This is a genomic window from Paenibacillus sp. NPDC101420 (assembly GCF_050277435.1).
Lineage (GTDB): Bacteria > Bacillota > Bacilli > Paenibacillales > Paenibacillaceae > Paenibacillus_AQ.
Genome location: NZ_JBNNSE010000005.1, coordinates 329,859 through 350,557, shown reverse-complemented (window position 1 = coordinate 350,557; position 20,699 = coordinate 329,859). Strand labels below are relative to the sequence as shown.

The window sequence follows — 20,699 nt, the reverse complement described above, 5'->3', positions numbered from 1 at the left end:
TCAGGACTAGATTCCAGAATCCTTTCTGATATTTTCAATAAAGGGAGTGAACTATCATGGCAACAGCAAATATCATTATCGTGGGTGGCGGTCTGGCCGGCCTGATGGCTACCATCAAGGCAGCGGAGTCCGGTGCACATGTTCAATTATTCTCATTAGTGCCTGTAAAAAGATCACACTCCGTTTGTGCGCAAGGCGGCATCAACGGCGCGGTAAATACGAAAGGGGAGGGCGACTCCCCTTGGGAGCACTTCGACGATACCGTTTACGGCGGTGACTTCCTGGCGAATCAGCCACCGGTCAAGGCGATGTGTGAAGCAGCACCGGGTATCATCCACCTTATGGACCGGATGGGCGTAATGTTCAACCGCACTCCTGAGGGATTACTCGACTTCCGTCGTTTCGGCGGAACGAAGCGTCACCGCACTGCATTTGCTGGCGCAACGACAGGTCAACAGCTTTTGTATGCGTTGGATGAGCAGGTGCGCCGCTGGGAGTCCGAAGGTCTTGTAACGAAACGTGAGAACTGGGAGTTCCTCTCGGCCATCGTTGACGACGAAGGGGTATGCCGCGGCATAAGTGCCCAGAATCTCAAGACGATGGAGATTGAGACTTTTCCTGCAGACGCTGTTATTTTGGCTAGCGGCGGGCCGGGTATTATTTTTGGTAAAACAACGAACTCCGTAATTAATACGGGTACAGCAGCAAGTGCAGTGTACCAACAGGGCGTACATTATGCCAACGGAGAATTTATCCAGATTCACCCAACGGCTATTCCGGGAGATGACAAGCTCCGCTTAATGTCGGAATCAGCACGTGGTGAAGGCGGCCGCATCTGGACTTATAAAGATGGAAAGCCGTGGTATTTCCTTGAAGAGAAATATCCAGCCTACGGTAACTTGGTGCCGCGCGATATTGCTACACGTGAGATTTTTAATGTGTGTGTGGATCAAGGGCTGGGTATTAACGGTGAGAACATGGTGTATTTGGACCTCTCTCACAAGGACCCGAAAGAGCTGGACGTGAAGCTTGGCGGGATTATTGAAATTTACGAAAAGTTCATGGGGGATGACCCTCGTAAAATACCGATGAAAATCTTCCCGGCTGTGCACTATTCCATGGGCGGTATGTGGGTTGATTACAACCAAATGACAAACATTCCTGGTCTGTTTGCGGCAGGCGAATGTGAATATCAATATCATGGAGCGAATCGTCTAGGCGCTAACTCTCTGGTATCTGCCATTTACGGCGGTATGGTTGCTGGACCAAAGGCTGTTGAATACATCAAAGGTCTGAAGAAATCGTCACAAGATATCTCTTCTTCTGTCTATGATAGCTTCCACAAAAAGCAGACGGACAAATATGAGTCTCTGCTAGCGATGTCAGGTACAGAGAATGCTTATGTGATTCACAAGGAACTGGGCGAATGGATGACCGCCAATATGACGGTTGTACGGCACAATCCGAAGCTGGAAGCGACCATTGGCAAAATCAAAGAGCTTAAAGAACGCTATCGCAATATCAATATGAACGATACGTCACGCTGGAATAACCAAGGTGTAGCTTTCACCCGTCAGCTATGGAACATGCTGGAGCTGTCCGAAGCGATGACACTGGGAGCGCTTATGCGCAATGAGAGCCGCGGCGCTCATTACAAGCCGGAATTCCCGGATCGTAATGATGAGGAATTCTTGAAGACCACGAAAGCAGCTTGGACTGCAGACGGTCCGCAAATCTCTTACGACGAAGTCGATGTCTCACTGATCCCTCCACGGGTCCGTGATTATTCGAAGGATTAATCTTTCCCAGCAGTGAAACAGCTTGCGAGGCAAGCTTAATGAAATAAAATTAGGCAATTTGAGGAGGGAACCATTATGGCGGAAACTGCTACAGCTCCCAAAAACGTAAAGTTTATCATCACCCGCCAGGACGATCCACAAAGCTCATCTTATGTTGAGGAATTTGAGCTCCCTTATCGTCCGGGTATGAATGTAATCAGTGCTTTGATGGAAATTCAGCGTAACCCTGTGAATGCCAAAGGTGACAGCACCGTTCCGGTATGCTGGGATTCCAACTGTCTAGAAGAAGTATGCGGAGCTTGCTCGATGGTGATCAACGGCAAACCTCGCCAAGCCTGCGCAGCGCTTATAGACAATCTGGAACAACCTGTACGCATTGAGCCAATGAAGACATTTCCGGTGGTGCGTGACTTAGTGATTGACCGTACCCGGATGTTCAACGCACTTAAACGAGTAAAGGCCTGGATTCCAATCGATGGTACGTATGACCTTGGGCCGGGACCACGTATGCCGGAGAAGAAACGGCAGTGGGCTTATGAATTATCTAAGTGTATGACTTGCGGCGTATGCTTGGAAGCTTGTCCGAATGTCAACGAGAAGACGGATTTTATCGGACCCGCAGCCATCTCTCAAGTACGCCTGTTCAATGCTCATCCTACGGGTGAAATGAATGCGGAAGAAAGATTGGACGCATTGATGGAAGATGGCGGTATTGACGGTTGTGGTAACTCACAGAACTGTGTGCGCGCTTGTCCAAAAGGTATTCCTCTTACCACCTCCATTGCAGAAATTAATAAGCAGACGACAAAACATATGTTCAAACGCTGGTTAGGTGTGTAATAAGTAGTACCGCCGGATCTTTAATATTGAGCTATCCTCAATGGTGGATTTATATTCGCTGAGGATAGCTTTTTTGTTTATAATTGGTAGAGATTAGGAAATTAGTCTAGCTCAGAAGAATGAATAGCATATGCTATAATATCCATTGTTAACGTACGTTAGGTGTGGAACAACAGGGAGGAATAATCGTGATTTGTCGGGAGCATGATGGAGCAATTGTAATGGTTAAACAGCATGATCACGGGAAGTTAGCTGGAGAGCTTGCCATTTGGTTTAAGGAAGAGCATGTGCCAGAAGAAGGACGCCGGGATGAGGTGCTTTGGGCGGTAGCTGAACATGACCGGGGCTGGATTGATCTGGATGAGACGCCCTTTTGGAACGATGCGGAACACGCGCCTTACAGCTTTATTGATTTTCCTGTAGTGCCGAAGCTGACCTTTTATAAGCGAGGACTTGATGAGATCGAGGCGCGGACACCTTACGGAGCGCTTTTGTGCAGCTTGCATTTTGAACGACTCATTAAGATTTCGGGACTGGATTATCCAGAACTGACGTTATATCAAGAGCATGAAGAGGAACGTAGATCCCGTATTCACCGAGAACTGGAAGTATCTAAACCGATTGGTGAAGATGAGCTGTATTATGATGCCCGTCTTTTGGAATTCTGCGATGACTTATCTCTATATTTGGCTTTAAATGAACCAGGTAGCCCGAAATCTGAGGAGCATCCATGGTGGCGTGAAGGATTCTCTGGCAGTGAAGATTTCAGTTTTACGTCAGGTCGTACGATAACCGTGGAGTGGAAAGATAAGTCAACGTTAGTGCTGGATCCTTTTCCCTTTCAGAAGACGGTGGAAGTAGCCTTTATGCTGAAACGAGTCCAACAATCAGAAATTGCTAAGAGAGGCATCGCACCCGCATACCGTGATACGCCAGAGGAAGAATGTAGAATTGTACTGACGGCTCTAAACGAAAGCTGAAGGGAAGGAGAAACTCCGTATGAAGATACAATCGTCTGGGGCTTCTCCCAATAAGAAAAATAATCATTCAGGTAAAGACACCCACTCTAGCGCCTCTGGACGTCGATCTAAGGGCAAGACAACTATGACCCGCCGGCAATTCCTGGTTCGAGGTGCGGCTACTGTAATCGGCGCAGGCTTGCTCACAAGTGGTTACGCTTGGCAAGGGGAGCCCAACTGGATTCAGGTTACTAAGCTGAAGTTGTCCTTCAAAGATATTCCCTCTGCTTTTTCAGGCATGAAGGTTGTCCATTTCAGTGATACTCACCTTGGGTTTAATAAGGATGCCCGTGATCTGGCTCGACTTGCAGAGCGTATCGCTAAGGAGGAACCGGATCTTATATGCTTTACAGGCGACATCGTAGACAGCAACCCTGAGGATCTTGTAGATGCCATACCTGTATTGGCAGAGCTGAATGCTCCACTAGGAAAATATGCGGTGCTAGGCAACCATGATTTCAAGAATACGAAGCGGATTATCGAGTTATTTACATCTGCTGGTTTCCGGGTGCTAAGGAATGAATCTTATCTTCTAAAAAGAGGCGGGGCAGTTATGGCTGTGACCGGACTGGACGATCTGCTGCATGGCGAGCCTGACCCTGTGAAGGCACTCAAGGGTGTGCCTGCAGGAACCTTTACCGTTCTGATGATGCATGAACCGGATTATGCTGATATAGCACAGGCTCATTCCTTTCACCTACAGCTATCCGGGCACAGCCATGGAGGACAGATTCGCCTGCCGTTTGTAGGTGCGCCATTCACCCCTTATGGGTCTCAAAAGTACATAAATGGATTGTATTATACAGATACCAAGCGCATGCCAGTGTATGTGAATAGAGGTTTTGGCGAAACAGTCATGCCTTTTCGTTTTCTATGTAGGCCTGAATTAACGGTGCTGACATTGCACCGTTCATCGGATGAATAGGCTGATATCTTAGCTGCATGGAGGAGAGAGTATGAGCACTTATGAGGCAGTATCGTTCCAGACGCAACAAGGTGTGGCGGTTGACCTTAGGATGATTCCGTCCGAGGATGCCTGTCATTTGCAGCAACTGCTCTCCCACCCAGAAGTGCAGGCTCATATTCAAATACGCACCGGAGCTGGATCAGAACTTGCTCAGGTGGAGAAGCTGGTGAACCGGATGTTATTCGCATTCGATCCTTGCGCATTACATGCGGGTATCTATTTGAAGGAGCAGCAGAAGTTAATCGGTATTGTTGCTTTACAGCATTGGAACCGCCGTGAGGGCAAGGCCACTTTAGGATATATGCTAGACCCGGCGTACTGGGGAGGCGGATTGGCGACAGAGGCGGTTGGCTTATTTTTAAATTACAGTGTTCATACGCTTGGAATCACACGGATCGAAGGGCGCTGCCGAGGAGATAATATTAGATCCGAACGTGTGATGCTTAAGAACGGTATGATGCTGGAGCGAGTGATGCCCAGAGTAGGCTCCTTGGACGATGTAATGAAAGTATTCACATTGTTACACAAATGAAATAATGCCGTTATGAAACTCTAACAGTGTCCGGTTAAACTAAGTACATGACCCCCTTTTAAAAATATACTGCTTTGGGACCCGATGATTCGGGTCCATTTTTTTTGTCAGGACCTAATCCGATCGTTTATGATTAACAAACAGTCGAATGAATTGAGAAGGAGGCGTAACATCTTGAATGATGTAATACAGACGTTAATGAATCACCGTTCTTTCCGGCAGTATTCTGATCTACAAGTGGAGCCGGATAAGCTAAAGATAATGATCGAATCCGCCCAAGCAGCGCCCTCATGGGTTCATGGACAGCAGGTCTCCATTATAGCTATCAAGGATCCTGCACGTAAGCAGCAGCCCCCGTCTTTCTGGTGTTCTGCATGGACTTCTATAGAGCGAAATTAGCAAGTAAAGTGGAAGGCAAGTCTTTTGAAGCGGTAAAAGATGTAGATGCTCTGCTCGTTGGAGCTACAGATGTTGGTATCTCAGTGGCTAACGCGATTGCAGCGGCAGAATCCATGGGACTCGGGATCATCCCTATTGGGGGTGTCCGGCGCAATACAGCAGGCGTTATTGATTTGTTGAAGCTGCCGGAGTACGTATTCCCTATCGTCGGGCTTTGTGTCGGATATCCAGCCGAAGAGACCGCACAGAAGCCGCGGCTGCCGCTGGAAGCGGTGTTTCATGAGGAACAATACAATCCGGATGTGGAAGGTCTCCTGGAGGCTTATAATCAAACCCACCGTGAATATATGCAGCAGCAGGGATTAACGGAGAGAGATTGGACGAGCACGATTGCTCATTTTTACGATATCAACCCGGAATATGGGGATGCGAAGCGCACCCTGAAGCAGCAAGGGTTTACCTGCGACAACCTATAAATAAACGACAATGCACCAAGCGGAGATTGGTTTAACGGAGGGTAACCCCACCCCTAAACCAATAACGCTTGGTGCATTTATTCGAAATATAAGAAATCTTTACAGTGAAACTTTAATTTTCTCGCGCTGCTTGTAATAAACCCAATGTGTAAAACCTATTGCTTTTAGCTGTGCAGCTACCGCATCTCGGTCTTCTGCGACTCGGGACGGCTTATGCGCATCCGAACCGAAAGTAACCTCAACGCCAAAATGATGTGCGCGCTCCAGTATATCTTCTGATGGATACCAACCGCCAACCAGCTTGGTTCCGCCTGAGGTATTAATTTCGATCGCCACGCCGCATTCACTAATTACTTGCAGACAGTCATCAATTGGCTTTGGAGCAGGGATTTCTGAAAAAGCAGGATAATTTCCCTTCATCGCATCAATGTGTCCGAGAATTTGAAACATGCCACTGCGGGCGGAATCAGCAATCAATCGATAATAATCAGACTTCACACGAATCTGTTCATTTTTGCTAAGCCCTTTCCAGCGACCCTTGTTAAAGATACTGACGCCACCAACACTATGTACCGATCCAATCACATAATCAAAAGGGTAGGCGGATAATGTTTTGCGGTAAAGCTCGGCATGCTCAGGGAAGTAGTCTGATTCAATACCTAGCAGAACGTCGATTACACCTTCGTATTCTTTTTTGAGGGAGAGGACTTCCTCAACATAGTTTGAGAATTCGGACTTACCCATAGCAATAAGAGGAAAAGCTTGCTCGGAAGGGCTTCCGAAATATGGGGTGTGATCAGAAATGCCTATTACCCCTAAACCTGCTGAAATTCCGGCTTCGATATAATCTCTAATCGTTCCATCAGCATGGCCACAGCGAAAATGATGTGTATGCAGGTCAAATTTCATCAAGATCAACTCCTTTAAACAAGGTTATGCAATTAGCTCAGAAGTATCGATTCCACTATTGGGTGTTTTTTATTCAGACCCAATAAATTGTGTCTCCGGCATACCTTTGAGATCGCTGAGAAACTGTCTCATGGCTGAGTTCACGTATTTTCCAGACTTCGTTATGACGCCAACAGGATGCGTGACTTCCAATTCAATAATAGGCACAATTTTGAGGGAACCGGCTCGCACCTCAGCGGTCACTGACTGCTTGGAAATAATGGCTGCACCTAAATCGAGTTCTACCATCCGTTTCACTTCCTCGCTGCTGGTCAGTTCCATAATTACCTGTGGCTCTATGCCATGCTTGGAGAATACCTCGTCGGCAAATTTACGGCCCACTGTATCCGGTGAGAGCAGAATTAGCGGGGTTTTGTTTAGGGCTTCTATACCTGCAGTCTTAACTTGAGCCAGGGGGTGTCTAGGTGAGACCACCAACTCGAATGTATCATAATAAAGAATGGAAGTAGTCATACTCGGACTACGTCCGATCAAATAGCCAATGCCGACATCGACAATGCCATTCTCGACATGTTGATAAATTTGAGACGAGGACATAGAGGAAATAGATGTTTTGATATGAGGGAACTGGTCTTTAAAATAGGACAAAATACGCGGTAAAATTTGAATGGCGATAGAGGTAGTAGTGCCGAGAATAATATGTCCTTGGGGATTATCTTCAAGGTCCGCAAGTCTCTGTTTAAGCTCCTCCACAATCGTCACAATTTGTTCCGCATGCTCCAGAAATACAGTTCCTCGATCGGTTAACGTAACAGGCTGGTTCCGGTCAACCAGCTGTGTTTTGAACTCTTCTTCAAGGCTCTTGATTTGTGCTGAAACCGCTGGTTGGGTCAAGTTAAGCAGTTCTCCGGCCTTGCGAAAGCTCATCGTTTTGGAGATCGTTATTAGTGTCTCCAGCTGGCTGATGTTCATGGAATACCTCCTTTGGACAAGCAAATATGAAAGTGATGGGGTGAAATATACGTTCCATGTTGGCATTTGATTTAAATTATAGGAGATAATACCCGACAGAGCAATGTTGCAACATAAACAAACTTGGGTACGAATTCGACATGTACATTAATTTTTGCTGAATTGTGCCGATATATAAAGTATAATAAATCCATATTACTTGGGACTTTTGGTATATGACTAAAGCACGATAAAGGGGGAGACAGGACTTTCATGAAAGCAGAAGTAATTAATCCGTTTTTAGAATCTGCACGGACAGTTATAGAACAAGTGATTCAGGTCTCGCCTTCCACTGGGAATTTAGGCATCAAAGAAATTGAACTGATCGATAATCATATATGGATTCAAGTGGGAATGACAGGCCAGCTGAGCGGAAATATTATATTTGGTATCGCAGAGCAGGTAGCCTTGCGAATGGTATCGATTATGATGGGCGGCTATGTGATTACGGAGATGGATGAGATGGGTCAGAGTGCAATTTCAGAGCTGGGCAATATGATCAGTGGAAATGCTAGTACGATTCTATATAATCAGGGGGTTTCAGTGGATATAAGTCCTCCCCAAATTATGAAGCTTGAGAGCATGTCCTTTTTGCCTCGCAGAGCACTTAGTATTCCATTGTTGATGGATGGGGTTGGAGAGATGGATATTCAGGTGATGATCTCTTAGGCAAGAGTTAGGAGCTGAAATACTTTTTATGGTACTTAAAGATAAGGTTGTTGTGATTACAGGAGCATCCAGCGGTATTGGTGCATTAACCGCACAAATGCTTAGTAAGCAAGGTGCGATTCCGATCCTTTTGGCACGTTCCGAAGCGAAGTTGAAAGAAACGGCGGCCGGTATTCCGGGCGTTTTTGGACTGTATACATGCGATGTAACAGATGCCGACGGTGTACAAGAGACCTTTGCTCAAATTTTGGCGACTTACGGCAGAATTGATATTTTGCTAAATAATGCTGGGTACGGTAAATTCGCCGCTTTTACAGAGATGGAGCCTCATGAGTTTGATGATATGATGGATGTTAACTATATGGGGATTGTTCGCTGTACGAAGGCTGTTGTTCCACATATGTTAGAGCGGGGAAGTGGCCAGATCGTAAATGTGGCTTCTATGGCAGGGAAGATCGGTACAGCCAAATCGGTAGCCTATACAGCCACCAAGCATGCTGTTCTCGGATTCACGAATGCACTTCGTCAGGAGCTGCGGAAGAGCGGAATCATCGTCTCGGCTGTGAACCCTGGTCCCATTGCCACTGATTTTTTCAAAACGGCTGACCCTTCCGGCAATTATGAAAAGAGTGTAGCTCGGATGATGATGACACCAGAACATGTCTCTTCCAAGATCGTAAAAGTCATGGAAACTGGCAAAGAAGAGATTGATCTTCCGGGTCTGGCAGGGTTTGGTATTCGGCTTTATGGTCTGTTTCCTCGCCTGGCGGACAAGCTTACTTATAATGCGATGAACAGAAAATAGAGCCTGCCGTCAGCATTATTGGCCTTCCATTTGGTGGAGAGGCCTTTTTGGCATATAATGAAGATATTATCTCAAGCGAAAAGGATGAATTACACTTATGAATAAAGCTTCTTTTGCGGCTATCGGCATTCAGGAAGACCTAGTTGCCCGATTGTCGGAATTCGGTATTAACGCTCCATCCCCGGTACAAGAGCAGACGATTCCACTTCTGCTGGAGGGAAGAGATGTTATTGCTGCTTCCCAGACTGGAACGGGTAAGACCTTGGCCTATCTGTTGCCTCTGCTTCAAACGATCAATCCGGAGCAGAAGGTGGTCCAAAAGCTGGTGCTCGCCCCTACACAGGAGCTGGCGATGCAAATCTTACGTGAGGCGGAACGTTATGGCGAACACCGTGGGATTCGAGTAATGGGTCTTATTGGCGGGGCAGCCATCAAACGCCAGATTGATAAACTGCGTGAGCATCCACAGCTTGTTGTGGGAACCCCTGGCCGGATTCGCGAATTGATTGGTCTTCGCAAGTTAAAGATGCATGAAGTCAGCACGATTGTTCTAGATGAAGCGGACCAAATGTTTCAGCTAAGCGGGGCCGGAGAGGTAACGAAAATTGTTAGCAGCGCACTGCGTTCACGCCAGCTCGTTATGCTGTCTGCAACCATTGGTCCGGAGACGAAAGCCTTGGCAAATCGTGAAATGAAGAACCCGGCAGAGGTTGGAATTGCTCCTGGTGTCATGACAGCAGAGAGTCTAGAGCATCATTACGTTGTAACGGAAGAACGCAACAAAATAGACATGCTGCGTCGGGTCATCCGTCATTACAATCCAGAAAAGGCGATTGTGTTCGTGAATGCGACTGATGATATTGCAGAGGTAGAGGCTAAGCTAAACCATCTTGGACTGACCGCAGCCGCACTTTACGGTGATGCTGATAAAGTAACGCGCAGTAATGTACTGTCACGTTTCCGCGAAGGGAAATTCCGTGTGCTTGTTGCCAGTGATGTAGCTGCCAGAGGACTGGATATTGAGAATTTGTCACTGGTAGTAAGCTTCGATCCTGCCTTTGATTCCGAGCATTATGTACATCGTGCGGGTCGTACGGGTCGGATGGGAAAACGCGGATTATCCGTAACGATTGTGACAGAGCAGCAGACCTTTATTATGCGTAAATTTGCGCGTGAACTGGATATTGCCCTTGAAGAGCGGGAAATGGTCGGTGGCAAGGTGCTAGCAGCAGATGAAGCGCGCAACGCTTTGAATAGTGGACGGGGACGAAATGAGAGCAGCGGACAACGCCGCGATGCTTCTTCTCCGCGCAGCAGTAAGCCACAGGCGCGAACATCTGGGAATGCAGGAACTCAGCCGTCTACAACCAGCACAGAGCAGCAACCTGTTAAAAGACTGGCTACGATCCAGACAAGTGAGGCAAGTGTAGAACCACAGCGCGATTCTCAGCGCAGTGTGAACCCTTCTGCAGGCGCGCGTGGAGGTGCTACTCCTGCACGAAGCAAACGCAGCAGCAATGCGGAGCGTGAGAAGAACCGTAAGAATAAAGGAGCACCAAAGTGGTTGAAAGACAAAACTCCGAGAGGTGACGGTCAATGAATAATTCTCCCGTATTGCAAATTACGGGCCTCAGTGGTGGATACAGCCTGAATAAGCCGGTGCTGCATGATATTGCACTTCAGGTACAGCCTGGCGAGATGGTTGGTTTAATTGGTTTAAATGGAGCAGGAAAAAGTACGACCATGAAGCATATTCTAGGATTGATGTCGCCCCATAAGGGCGATATCACAGTAAAGGGTAAGACTCGTGCTGAAGATCCCATCGGATATCACAATGCTTTGAGTTTTGTACCTGAATCGCCTCTTCTGTATGATGAAATGACAGTACGTGAGCATGTTGAATTTACAGCAAGAGCATATGGGGTAGAACAAAGTGACTACGAAACTCGCACCTTACATCTAGCCAAGCTGTTCCATATGGAAGATAAGATGGACACGTTGTCGACTCATCTATCCAAAGGGATGAAGCAGAAGGTCATGATCATGTGCGCTTTCGTGGCACGCCCTGCGTTATATGTGATCGATGAGCCCTTTTTAGGACTGGATCCGCTCGGGATTCGCTCTCTGCTTGATTTCATGATGGATCTGAAAAAATCAGGCTCCTCTATTCTGCTTAGCTCTCATATTCTTTCTACCATTGAGAATTATTGCGACCGCTTTATTGTGCTGCATAGAGGTAAGGTGATTGCTCAGGGAACGCTGGCAGAAATTGCGGCAAGCACTGGACTACAGGGGCTGACTTTGGAGCAGCTGTTCTACGAGCTGGTTCAGGGAGGGAAATAATATGGATTTGAAAGAGCTGCGGCGCACGCGGCGAGGTCGATTCATGGGAAGTATGCTTCCTTATGTGGGATATATCATTCAAAGCGGCGTAGCTATGGTCTTCCTCTTTGTGTTGATTGTCTTCTCTGCTTGGTATACATCGTTGTTACAGAATGTGCCTGAAGGTATTCCCATCCGCTGGATTATGCTTGCAATACTGCTGCCTGCAGCAGTAAATAGCAGCTTCCGCACCTATTTGCAGACTCCGGATACGATCTTTCTATTGCCTCAAGGACATCGAATGAAGGAATATTTCGCACCTTCGTGGGTGAGTGGGAACGTATGGAAGATTGTTCGATTGTTATTTGTACTCATTACCCTTTGGCCGTTGTACATACGTACAGATGACTCGCCTAAGCGGCTGTTATTTACAATATTGATTCTGATTGCTGTGAAGCTAATCGCGAGTTACGGCTTATGGAAAGAGATAGCTATGCTGTCGCGTCCGATGGCAGGCATATTCACTTTCTTACGCTGGGCAGTAGGAGGATTAATTATTGCCGCTTGGTTGTGGCAGCCTGCCGGTAGAAGCCTGATATTTATGGCGCTATTAGCAGCAGCCTATCTTGTTGCACTATCCGTACCTGGACGCCACGCCGTACCTTGGGAAAGACTAATCGCCATGGAAAAAAATCAAGGTGGACGCGCCCTGATGGTTCTGGGTTGGTTCGTGGATGTACCGGGCCGTGAGCAACGGGTATATCCTCGTCGTTATCTTTCCAAATGGGGGGCTCGGCTGCCTTGGCGTAAGGATACGGCTTACCGCTATCTGCTGACCAAAAGCTTCGCCCGAGGAGATATCTTCGGAATCATTATGCGGATTTCGGTACTGGCTTTGCTGCTGAATTGGTTGAACCATGACAGTTACTTCGGTACAGCCATCTATTTGTTCTTCCTGTTCATTATTGGTGTACAATTGTCGGCACTCCGCAAATTGCATAGTGAGTCTTTTTGGCTGACAGTATATCCTTTTCCTGAAGGCAGTAAGGCGGATAACACAACGCAATTCGTATTCCGCGCGCATCTGGTAGTGGCACTGATTCTTGGTTTACCTTTCTTAGCCTCTATAGGCGACCGTCTACTACCAGTGATTGGTACATTTGTAGCAGGGGTTCTGGTATCCTTTCTGTTTAAGGGATACTTGTCCCGCAAAGCGGCAAAGATGGCTGACGAGGATTTGTAGGGAGTTACTTCAAAATAAAAAAAGGCTTTCTCAAAAGTAGAGGATTCTACGGATGAGGGAGCCTTTTTTTGCGTGGGGAATGAGGTGTACCACTGGAAAAGGGAAAGAGCTCAAAGCTCTCTCCCGGGACTGTCATCTCTAGTTAGACAAAGAGTGAACGGCTGATGATTACCAGCAGGATAAAGAGAACCAGAATGGCGCCAGTGCTTGTGAATCCACCGCCACAACAACCGTTAAATCCGCCTCTTACTTCTTCGCTCATGTTCATTCCCCTTTCGGTGTGTGTTGTACTTGAGTACATCGTATTGTATGTGCGGAGAGAGAAGCATGTATAGGCCAATGCCGGAGGAGTCCAGAAAAAAATCAGCCCCGTAGAAACGGAGCTGATTGGAAGGAATATGAAAGATTTGTTAAGCTTTTTCCAGATCACGAACGCCTGCGTATACAAGATCAAACAGATCTTCGAGCTGTTCTTCTTCGATACAAGAGAAAGCAATCCGCAGATCTGTTTCACCCAGAGCGATAGTGCCCAGTCCGTAATTATGAATCAGGTGAAGCCGAAGAGCTTCAGCCGAAACAGTATGCAGCTTCAGACACATGAAATAGCCGGAGTTAAAAGGATAATACGTCCATACATCATCGCCGTATTTGCCGCTATCGAGCAGCGTTTTTACTTTATTCGCACGGCCCTTCATGATTTGGAACTTCTCTTCCTTCTGTTCTTCGAATTGTGGAGATTTCAATGCATCCAATACGAAGGTCTGTGATGGGTGTGCACCACTGGAAATAGTGGCGCGAATGATGCCTAATGTTTTTTGCTCCAATGCAGCCAGCAAATCCTTGTCTTCCGAGGCATAAGTGATGAAGCCAACACGGAAGCCCCAGACGAATTCTTCTTTAGTTGCACCGTCAATTTTGATTGGAAGCACACGTGGGTGCAGATGAGCAAGCTTACCGAATAATGATTCCTTTAGTGAGTCTTCAAAGAACAGTCCGAAGTAAGCATCATCACTTACGACAACCACGTTAATACCTTCCTCAGCCGCACGAAGGATAGCTGCGACGATTTCATCGCCTTCCTTAATCCCTGGAGTATATCCTGTAGGATTGTTAGGGAAGTTCAGCAGAACGATCGCTTTTCCGCGTTCTTTTTGAGCCAGTAGCGCTTCTTCAAGACCCGTACTGTTAAAGGTCATTTCTTCTGTAAAAAGCGGATAGTTAACGGTCTTCCCATGGCGGCGAATTCCGAAAGTTAGTTCATAGTTCTCCCAATTCTTATCTGGGTAGATGATAGCGTCACCTGGCTCAGCGAAGAGGTCAGCGACAATGCTAAGCCCATGAGTCAGGGCGTTGGTTACAACAGGATTGCTGATGGTTTTACCTTCTAGCGATGGATTTTCGCGCAGCATCTTTTCACGCCATACAGTACGCAGCTCTGGTTTACCTGCTGGAGGAGCGTAGCTATACAGATCCTTAGGGCTGTAAGCGGAAAGCTTATCCTGAATGACACCGAGGTGCATAGGTACACCGCCTTCGGTAGCAATGCCGATGGTTGCGTTGTATTTCTTGGCGTGAGCTCCTGCTTCAGCAGATTGACTCAGGATACCCTCCTTAGGGAAGTAAATTTCTTTGCCAAGCGTAGAGAGCATATCATATACATGTTCATTTCCTGCTTTGATACTTTCGTTTAATTGTCCAGCTAGTGGATTCATCAGTTTCATCCTTCCAGGGTTCTTTGGGGATACATACTGTTAACATTGCCTAACATTATATCACCGCCACTTGCAACCGTCACTTGGAAAGATACGTTTTTTTAAAATTTAAGGAAGTTTAAGTTTTACACTATACGTAGCGCTTATTTTGAACGAGAAACTGGTTTATCCGTATCTATTATTCGGAGTGATAGGGGCAGTATTTTTTCATCATTTCAATGGTTTCTTCATCACGTGGATGATTTCTTTCAGATAGGCCGGAAATGACCCCAGAACGTCCTTCTTCTTTTAGATTTTGCCCAAACTTAAACTTCGCCGTTATCTCATCTGGGGTAATGCGCACTACCGCGACGCCCTTTAGACGGGGACGGTATTTAGGGTCCTCTGCATCTATCTGATTATAGCCGCCCTCGGGCTGGAGTTTTTTCATAAATAAGGAGAGTACGATGGCTTTTTCGCTAATGTCTTCGACGGGCTCGGCTATGCCGTAGGCGGTAACACTTTTAAAATATGCGGTTGCTGGGCAGGCCATCTCTGGATCGCTAAAATAAGACGGAATCAGTGCATACTCATCCGCTACGGTAAAGCAGACCTTCTGCTGATTGCGGATCGCCTTCATTTTGCCGCCAGCATGACTACCGTGGAAATAGAAACAACCATCTGTATATACAAAATTCAGCGGTGTCACCCGCGGTAGCCCCTGTTCATCGCTTGTACCGAGAAAACCGAAGCTCATTCCGTCTAGAAAAGAGATCAATTCTTCCTCCTGATCTACTTGAAATTCTTTTCTGCGCATAGGGTTCACGTCCTTATTCTTAATAGTGTAGAGCATTTGCTCCGATGTAGATGTTCTTTCAAGAATAGTAGAGTAGTTGACAATTAAAAAGGACCAATTAAGATAGTTTTTAATGGACCACTTGCTGGCCAAGGAGGGAAACAATGAATATTACGCTGGCATTCGATCAATATCTGGCGATACACCGCTACAAATATTTAGCGTTATATCATGCACTTCGCGCTGGAATATTGGAGGGAACTCTCCCGGGTGGCACTCAGCTGCCGTCTACACGAAGTCTGGCTATGCACTATGACTTGTCGCGCGGATCGGTCTCGCAGGTGTATGAAATGTTGCTCGCTGATGGTTATGTAAGGACGGTGACTGGACGGGGGACATTCGTATCAAAAGATAGCTTTGTTTCAGCTTCTGGAGATAATAAGCGTGAAAATGTGACTTCGGGTGAGGTGGCAGATGCTGCTGGGGGAGGCTCTGCATCTGAGAGAACGATCCCACTTTCGGCATGGGGAGAACGACTGCTCACGCGCCCGACACCCTTGTATGAGCAGCGTAGCAAGAATGTTGTAAGCTTCCTTAGCGGCGGTATGCGGATGGAGCACTTTCCTTACGCCGAATGGCGCAGTGCGCTAACGTATGCTGGAGGGAAAGAAGGCGGTATGCTGCAAAGCACTTGTCCTCCCGAAGGAGATGAAGGGCTTCGCAAAGCTATCGCTGCGCATCTGCGGATTACCCGCGGGATTCGTGCGGATGTAGAGCATATCGTATTGTTTAGCGGTTCGATGCAAGGCATCGTTATTTTGACCCAGCTGCTGCTGGATGCAGGGGGCGAAGCGGTTGTCGAGGATCCGGGTTTCCATGGGATTCGCCGAGCGGTAGAGATCAATGGGGGACGATTGCTGGTAGGAAAGCTGGATGATAGCGGTCTAATTCCGGAGGATTGGGATGCGCGTCTGTTGTTTGTTACACCAAGTCGCCAATTTCCTACAGGTGTGGTGCTCCCTTTGGAACGGAGGCGTATCTTGCTGGAATGGGCGCAGCGACATGAAGCGGTAATCATTGAAGATGATTATGACAGTGAGTTTCGGTGGTCAGGACGTCCAATCGAGCCATTAAAAGCGCTAGATCGCGGAGAACGGGTCGTGTATATTGGCTCCTTCTCAAACACGATGTTCTCTGGCCTTCGGCTTGGCTTTGCAGTGCTTCCACCTTCTCTGGTAAAACCGACGATCGCCGCTAAGGCGCTATATGAGCCTTTACCAGTCGGACTGCTGGAACAGCGGGCATTGGCACGGTTTATGAATACTGGCGGCTATGGCCGTCATCTGCGTCGGATGACCCGCATTTATGGTGAACGCGGTCGCATCCTTAGGGCGATGCTGTCGGAACAGTTTAATGAGCTGTTTGAGCTGCTGCCTGGCGATGCGGGGCTGCAAGTATATGGGCGGTGGCTACGCAGTAGAGAAGAGTTCGTGGCATTCCGGGCGGCAGCGCACAGGCGCGGCACGGATTTCAGAGATGTGGCGTTATATCAAGTTTCGCCGGGGGAGCCAGCCGCATGTTTTGCTTTTGCCCATCTGAATGCTGTGGAGCTGGAGGAAGGAATAAAGCGCCTGCTTTTGGCGTGGGAAGATGTACAAACTGCAACATGACAAGGTATGATGGTGGGGATGGGAAGCAAAACGAAGTGAATGCTAACGATGCAAGTTTTGCGGAGTAACTCAAGCAGATTATGCTAACAAAACTATGTGAATGCTTACGAAGCAAGTTTTGCGGAGTAACTCAAGTAGATTATGCTAACAAAACTTTTAGGAGGGAACGTTATGCTGCACGCATCGCCATCCTCTTTTGTTATATTACCTGCCTTGGCGAAGATTGTGTGCGAACCAAGCTGGAAATGGCAAAAAAGAGAGAAGTCGCTGCAAAATTATGATTTATTCTATGTATGGAGCGGGGAAGGGACGGTTATTCGTAACGGGGAACCCTTCCAAGTGGGCAAGGGGAGCTGCTTCTTGTTCCGTCCGGGTGATCATACAAGCGCTACTCATAATCCGCAAAGACCACTTGTCCTTACATATATTCATTTTGATGTCACCGGAGAGGTGACGGATGTTCCACTGCCCTATCGCGTACTTGCAGAAACCGTTGAATTTGAGCATCTGCTTGCTCGTTACGTCCGGCTGTTCCTAGTGGATACGTACGCGGCTGAGGAAGAAGGGCAGCTTGTTCTAAAGCAACTAATGATTCATCTGCTTAGGGAGGACCGAGTGAAGCCTGTAGAACGTTATGCTAGCAACCATTTAACAGAGATTATTCATGAAATAGCGAACTATGTGAGCCAACATCCCGGGATTTCGCATCGCGTAGAGGATCTTGCTGCACGTGCAGGGCTGTCGCCGCGGTATTTTTCAATTAAGTTTAAGGAGCTTACTGGCTCTTCCGTTCAATCTTATGTCATTCGAGCTCGGATTGAGCGTGCTCAGCATTTGCTGCTCTACGCTGGAATGAATGTTACTGAGGTAGCGGATGCACTTGGATACCGTGACATTTTCTTTTTCAGCCGCCAGTTCAAGCAGTATACCGGAAAAAGTCCATCTGAGATCCGCTGATTTGCATTCGTTGTTTCAGTTATTTCATCCAAGGGTAAATACTTTGCAGTTTAGTTTACAGAGAATTTACATAACTTCTTGGAAGGGGAGACGCAAGGGATGATGATCAGACGCCGAATCTGCAACACCGATTGTAAAAGTGGAGGCGCAGGGCTTTTTAGAAACCGTTTGAGAAGATTAAAACAATCGAGTGCTTTTGCCATAGATAGCTGGTTCTAAACTGAGCAGGTATACAATCGCTGGATATGACCAAAGACTTTAAATAACCGGGGCCAACAGGCTTCCGGTTTTTTTGAAATATAAGACATAAACGCATACCGTCCTTATAAGGATGCCGCTAGGCATTTATGCTTGGCAAACTGAAGGATTTATCGTTCCTCTCGTTGTATTTGATACAATAGAATAAATCTCCTGTGAGGGTAATTTTGCATTCTGTTGCATATCTTACATTCAATTGCCCAAAAAACGCCCATACTAGAGATTATCACGGTGATCTATTGCATGATGTAACAGAGTTCCAGAGCATATAGGTGGGAGGAGAGATAAAATGTACGAAATCGTACTGATACGTCATGGTGAAAGCCAGTACAATGTGCAGAATTTGTTTACGGGTTGGAGTGATCCGGATTTAACCGAGAAGGGTATTCAAGAGGCTAAGGCTGCTGGCAAGCTTTTGAAGGATGAAGGGTATACATTTGATCTTGCTTTTGCATCAGTACTCAAACGATCGATCAAAACACTCAACTATGTTCTCGATGAAATGGATCTGCTGTGGATTCCTGTGCAAAAGTCCTGGAAGCTGAATGAACGGCATTATGGTGCACTTCAGGGACTTAGTAAAAGTGAAACGGCGATAAAATACGGTGAAGAACAATTGCATCTCTGGCGACGGAGTTTATCGGTTCGGCCTCCACTGCTTGAGCTTAATGATCCTCGGTATGCCAGAAATGATATTCGTTATAGCAGTATTCGTCCGGAGGATATTCCGCGAGGCGAGAGTCTGGAAGATACTGTTCATCGTGTAGGTGATTTCTGGAGAAACCGCATCGTTCCCCTTGTACGTAAAAAGGAACGGGTGCTCATTTCAGCCCATGGCAATACACTTCGAGCGTTGATCAAATTTATGGAGGATATTGATGAGGCAGCACTGCTGGAGCTCAATATTCCTACAGGAGTACCACTCGTGTACAAACTGGATGAGGACATTAATCCAATCAGCCGCTTTTATTTAGGAGATCCGGAACAGGTTGCGGCCAAGGCGCGTGATGTTGCTAAGCAAGGACATGTGTAATAGGCGTAACAGATGTAAAGAGAGCATATAATGACTTGAAAAGATTAAGGGACAGCCATGGGGCTGTCCTTTTATTTTTAGTGTGTAGTAGATGTTAATGCATTCTCCATTGCCAAGATTAGAATAATATTATATAGTTACATTGATAATGATTATCAATATCAATGTAACTATATAATATGTCGATTGGAGTGAATTTATTTTGTTTAAATCTCCAAAAACTTATCTATTGCTTGTGTTTACTTTGGTTATAACGTTACTGCTAGCAGCTTGCGGACAAGCAGTTGAGCATACTACCTCCTCAGTAGACGGGACAGAGAGTGCCGTATCTTCATCAAACAGCAATGACTCATCCAGCGAAGTGGACATGGTTACATATCAAGCAAGTAACGGAGATATTCAAGTACCCAGACATCCGAAGCGGATTGTCGATTTAACCTCCTTCGACACTGGATACTTCTTGGCGTTAGGTATCAAACCGGTTGGTGTTATGAATGGTGTCTTAAACAGTCCCTACTTTGAAGGAATGCTGGAAGGCGTTCAAGGCCTTGGAGATGAACCATCTCTTGAACACATTTTAGAGCTGAACCCTGATCTTATTGTTGTATTCTCCGGAATGGAAGGACTCGACAAGCTGGCCGAAATAGCGCCAGTAGTAGCCATTCAATACGGTGCAAAAACTATCAGAGAACAAATGCTTGATTTCGGTACATTAACGGGGAAAGAAGCCGAAGCTAAAGCTTGGGTGGAACAATGGAACAAAAAAATCAAAGAATTGAAGCCTCAGGTGTTAGCAGCTGTAGGTGACAAAACCGTTTCTATCCTAAATCCGTTTTCCGGTGGTCTATTCGTATTCGGTCACAGCTACGGGCGCGGTGGAGAAATTATTTATAATGAATTTGGTCTGAAAGCACCTCCTGAAGCGCAGAAAGAAGCTATAGACAGCGGCACTGGTTGGGCAACAATCTCCCTTGAGAAGCTGCCTCAATTTGCTGGAGATATTGTATTCACATGCCCATGGGCTGGCGATACGAGTGATCCGAAAATCGTCTATGACAACCCCTTATGGAAGCATCTTCCTGCCGTAAAAACAGGCAACGTATTCCAACTGGACCCAACCGCTGATACATATAGTGATCCCGTTACGCTTGAAGCGCAGTTAAATTACATTACTGAGAGTCTTTTATCTGCAAAATAATTCTACTTCAACGAAAGTCCACGAGCTTGCATTTGGTTTTTATAGCAGGGAGAATCGGCATTGAGCGATGCTGATTCTCCCTGCTATTTTTAATGTAACTGTTTT

21 protein-coding genes are annotated in these 20,699 nt (G+C 46.7%); 16 read left to right on the top strand and 5 right to left on the bottom strand.

Annotated elements, in window-relative coordinates; all coding sequences use genetic code 11:
• Positions 1-56: 56 nt before the first annotated feature.
• From sdhA to ACQKMP_RS21970, 7 genes are all read left to right on the top strand, one after another.
• The gene (gene sdhA, locus ACQKMP_RS22000; RefSeq protein ID WP_042191550.1) at positions 57-1,799 is read left to right on the top strand and encodes a succinate dehydrogenase flavoprotein subunit; all 1,743 of its coding nucleotides are present in this window, start codon (positions 57-59) and stop codon (positions 1,797-1,799) included.
• 75 nt (positions 1,800-1,874) lie between these two features.
• Positions 1,875-2,639: a succinate dehydrogenase iron-sulfur subunit gene (gene sdhB / locus ACQKMP_RS21995; RefSeq protein ID WP_427471050.1), complete on the top strand. Its 765-nt coding sequence runs from the start codon at positions 1,875-1,877 to the stop codon at positions 2,637-2,639.
• A gap of 188 nt (positions 2,640-2,827) precedes the next feature.
• The gene (locus ACQKMP_RS21990) at positions 2,828-3,619 is read left to right on the top strand and encodes a DUF3891 family protein (RefSeq protein WP_076300337.1); all 792 of its coding nucleotides are present in this window, start codon (positions 2,828-2,830) and stop codon (positions 3,617-3,619) included.
• 19 nt (positions 3,620-3,638) lie between these two features.
• Positions 3,639-4,583, top strand: coding sequence for a metallophosphoesterase (locus ACQKMP_RS21985; protein ID WP_427471048.1), 945 nt, complete (start codon positions 3,639-3,641; stop codon positions 4,581-4,583).
• 31 nt (positions 4,584-4,614) lie between these two features.
• On the top strand, positions 4,615-5,157 hold the full coding sequence (locus ACQKMP_RS21980; RefSeq protein WP_339243413.1) for a GNAT family N-acetyltransferase: 543 nt from the start codon (positions 4,615-4,617) through the stop codon (positions 5,155-5,157).
• Between the two features lie 174 nt (positions 5,158-5,331).
• Positions 5,332-5,556, top strand: coding sequence for a nitroreductase family protein (locus tag ACQKMP_RS21975; RefSeq protein ID WP_427471046.1), 225 nt, complete (start codon positions 5,332-5,334; stop codon positions 5,554-5,556).
• A complete protein-coding gene (locus tag ACQKMP_RS21970; RefSeq protein ID WP_427471044.1) occupies positions 5,532-6,032 on the top strand; it encodes a nitroreductase family protein in 501 nt (166 codons plus the stop codon). The genes ACQKMP_RS21975 and ACQKMP_RS21970 overlap by 25 nt, the downstream gene beginning before the upstream one ends.
• 99 nt (positions 6,033-6,131) lie before the next feature.
• On the opposite strand, the gene ACQKMP_RS21965 is transcribed toward ACQKMP_RS21970, so the two are convergent.
• Positions 6,132-6,941 carry a histidinol-phosphatase gene (locus tag ACQKMP_RS21965; protein WP_042191541.1) on the bottom strand — a complete coding sequence of 270 codons (810 nt, stop codon included), beginning with the start codon at positions 6,939-6,941 and terminating at the stop codon, positions 6,132-6,134.
• A gap of 69 nt (positions 6,942-7,010) precedes the next feature.
• Entirely contained in the window at positions 7,011-7,913 is a 903-nt protein-coding gene (locus ACQKMP_RS21960; protein ID WP_042191539.1) for a LysR family transcriptional regulator, read from the bottom strand.
• Between the two features lie 252 nt (positions 7,914-8,165).
• On the opposite strand from ACQKMP_RS21960, the gene ACQKMP_RS21955 reads away from it, so the two are divergent.
• The 5 genes from ACQKMP_RS21955 to ACQKMP_RS21935 all read left to right on the top strand — a co-directional run bounded on the left by ACQKMP_RS21955 (position 8,166) and on the right by ACQKMP_RS21935 (position 12,991).
• Positions 8,166-8,621, top strand: a complete 456-nt coding sequence (locus ACQKMP_RS21955; RefSeq protein ID WP_042130872.1) for a chemotaxis protein CheX — start codon at positions 8,166-8,168, stop codon at positions 8,619-8,621.
• A gap of 28 nt (positions 8,622-8,649) precedes the next feature.
• Positions 8,650-9,426, top strand: a complete 777-nt coding sequence (locus ACQKMP_RS21950) for an SDR family NAD(P)-dependent oxidoreductase (RefSeq protein ID WP_076300333.1) — start codon at positions 8,650-8,652, stop codon at positions 9,424-9,426.
• A 97-nt stretch (positions 9,427-9,523) separates the two neighbouring features.
• The gene (locus ACQKMP_RS21945) at positions 9,524-11,026 is read left to right on the top strand and encodes a DEAD/DEAH box helicase (RefSeq protein WP_427471041.1); all 1,503 of its coding nucleotides are present in this window, start codon (positions 9,524-9,526) and stop codon (positions 11,024-11,026) included.
• Positions 11,023-11,769, top strand: coding sequence for an ABC transporter ATP-binding protein (locus ACQKMP_RS21940; protein WP_042191531.1), 747 nt, complete (start codon positions 11,023-11,025; stop codon positions 11,767-11,769). Before ACQKMP_RS21945 ends, ACQKMP_RS21940 begins: the two co-directional genes overlap by 4 nt.
• A 1-nt stretch (position 11,770) precedes the next feature.
• A complete protein-coding gene (locus ACQKMP_RS21935) occupies positions 11,771-12,991 on the top strand; it encodes an ABC transporter permease (protein WP_339243410.1) in 1,221 nt (406 codons plus the stop codon).
• A gap of 142 nt (positions 12,992-13,133) precedes the next feature.
• Here the strand turns inward: ACQKMP_RS21935 and ACQKMP_RS21930 are convergent, their stop codons facing one another.
• The 3 genes from ACQKMP_RS21930 to ACQKMP_RS21920 form a co-directional block, all read right to left on the bottom strand.
• Entirely contained in the window at positions 13,134-13,253 is a 120-nt protein-coding gene (locus tag ACQKMP_RS21930; protein ID WP_212567871.1) for a YjcZ family sporulation protein, read from the bottom strand.
• 148 nt (positions 13,254-13,401) lie between these two features.
• Entirely contained in the window at positions 13,402-14,703 is a 1,302-nt protein-coding gene (locus ACQKMP_RS21925; RefSeq protein ID WP_427471039.1) for an aminotransferase class I/II-fold pyridoxal phosphate-dependent enzyme, read from the bottom strand.
• Between the two features lie 178 nt (positions 14,704-14,881).
• Complete coding sequence (locus ACQKMP_RS21920; RefSeq protein ID WP_042191524.1) at positions 14,882-15,499, bottom strand: pyridoxamine 5'-phosphate oxidase family protein; 618 nt, start codon at positions 15,497-15,499, stop codon at positions 14,882-14,884.
• A 143-nt stretch (positions 15,500-15,642) separates the two neighbouring features.
• Here ACQKMP_RS21920 and ACQKMP_RS21915 point away from each other — a divergent pair, with 143 nt between their 5' ends.
• The 4 genes from ACQKMP_RS21915 (at position 15,643) to ACQKMP_RS21900 (ending at position 20,594) form a co-directional block, all read left to right on the top strand.
• Positions 15,643-17,148: a PLP-dependent aminotransferase family protein gene (locus ACQKMP_RS21915; RefSeq protein ID WP_427471037.1), complete on the top strand. Its 1,506-nt coding sequence runs from the start codon at positions 15,643-15,645 to the stop codon at positions 17,146-17,148.
• A 171-nt stretch (positions 17,149-17,319) separates the two neighbouring features.
• Positions 17,320-18,105 carry a helix-turn-helix domain-containing protein gene (locus tag ACQKMP_RS21910; RefSeq protein WP_042191520.1) on the top strand — a complete coding sequence of 262 codons (786 nt, stop codon included), beginning with the start codon at positions 17,320-17,322 and terminating at the stop codon, positions 18,103-18,105.
• Positions 18,106-18,652: 547 nt separating this feature from the next.
• Positions 18,653-19,396, top strand: coding sequence for a 2,3-diphosphoglycerate-dependent phosphoglycerate mutase (gene gpmA / locus ACQKMP_RS21905; protein ID WP_042191518.1), 744 nt, complete (start codon positions 18,653-18,655; stop codon positions 19,394-19,396).
• A 202-nt stretch (positions 19,397-19,598) separates the two neighbouring features.
• On the top strand, positions 19,599-20,594 hold the full coding sequence (locus ACQKMP_RS21900) for an ABC transporter substrate-binding protein (RefSeq protein ID WP_340972722.1): 996 nt from the start codon (positions 19,599-19,601) through the stop codon (positions 20,592-20,594).
• Positions 20,595-20,699: the final 105 nt, after the last annotated feature.

Bases quoted from the DNA above. Each gene is read 5' to 3' on its own strand.
- sdhA (WP_042191550.1), top strand. From the start codon at position 57: ATGGCAACAGCAAATATCATTATCGTGGGTGGCGGTCTGGCCGGCCTG.
- sdhB (WP_427471050.1), top strand. From the start codon at position 1,875: ATGGCGGAAACTGCTACAGCTCCCAAAAACGTAAAGTTTATCATCACC.
- ACQKMP_RS21985 (WP_427471048.1), top strand. From the start codon at position 3,639: ATGAAGATACAATCGTCTGGGGCTTCTCCCAATAAGAAAAATAATCAT.
- ACQKMP_RS21980 (WP_339243413.1), top strand. From the start codon at position 4,615: ATGAGCACTTATGAGGCAGTATCGTTCCAGACGCAACAAGGTGTGGCG.
- ACQKMP_RS21970 (WP_427471044.1), top strand. From the start codon at position 5,532: ATGGACTTCTATAGAGCGAAATTAGCAAGTAAAGTGGAAGGCAAGTCT.
- ACQKMP_RS21965 (WP_042191541.1), bottom strand. From the start codon at position 6,941: ATGAAATTTGACCTGCATACACATCATTTTCGCTGTGGCCATGCTGAT.
- ACQKMP_RS21960 (WP_042191539.1), bottom strand. From the start codon at position 7,913: ATGAACATCAGCCAGCTGGAGACACTAATAACGATCTCCAAAACGATG.
- ACQKMP_RS21955 (WP_042130872.1), top strand. From the start codon at position 8,166: ATGAAAGCAGAAGTAATTAATCCGTTTTTAGAATCTGCACGGACAGTT.
- ACQKMP_RS21950 (WP_076300333.1), top strand. From the start codon at position 8,650: ATGGTACTTAAAGATAAGGTTGTTGTGATTACAGGAGCATCCAGCGGT.
- ACQKMP_RS21945 (WP_427471041.1), top strand. From the start codon at position 9,524: ATGAATAAAGCTTCTTTTGCGGCTATCGGCATTCAGGAAGACCTAGTT.
- ACQKMP_RS21940 (WP_042191531.1), top strand. From the start codon at position 11,023: ATGAATAATTCTCCCGTATTGCAAATTACGGGCCTCAGTGGTGGATAC.
- ACQKMP_RS21935 (WP_339243410.1), top strand. From the start codon at position 11,771: ATGGATTTGAAAGAGCTGCGGCGCACGCGGCGAGGTCGATTCATGGGA.
- ACQKMP_RS21930 (WP_212567871.1), bottom strand. From the start codon at position 13,253: ATGAGCGAAGAAGTAAGAGGCGGATTTAACGGTTGTTGTGGCGGTGGA.
- ACQKMP_RS21925 (WP_427471039.1), bottom strand. From the start codon at position 14,703: ATGAATCCACTAGCTGGACAATTAAACGAAAGTATCAAAGCAGGAAAT.
- ACQKMP_RS21920 (WP_042191524.1), bottom strand. From the start codon at position 15,499: ATGCGCAGAAAAGAATTTCAAGTAGATCAGGAGGAAGAATTGATCTCT.
- ACQKMP_RS21915 (WP_427471037.1), top strand. From the start codon at position 15,643: ATGAATATTACGCTGGCATTCGATCAATATCTGGCGATACACCGCTAC.
- ACQKMP_RS21910 (WP_042191520.1), top strand. From the start codon at position 17,320: ATGCTGCACGCATCGCCATCCTCTTTTGTTATATTACCTGCCTTGGCG.
- gpmA (WP_042191518.1), top strand. From the start codon at position 18,653: ATGTACGAAATCGTACTGATACGTCATGGTGAAAGCCAGTACAATGTG.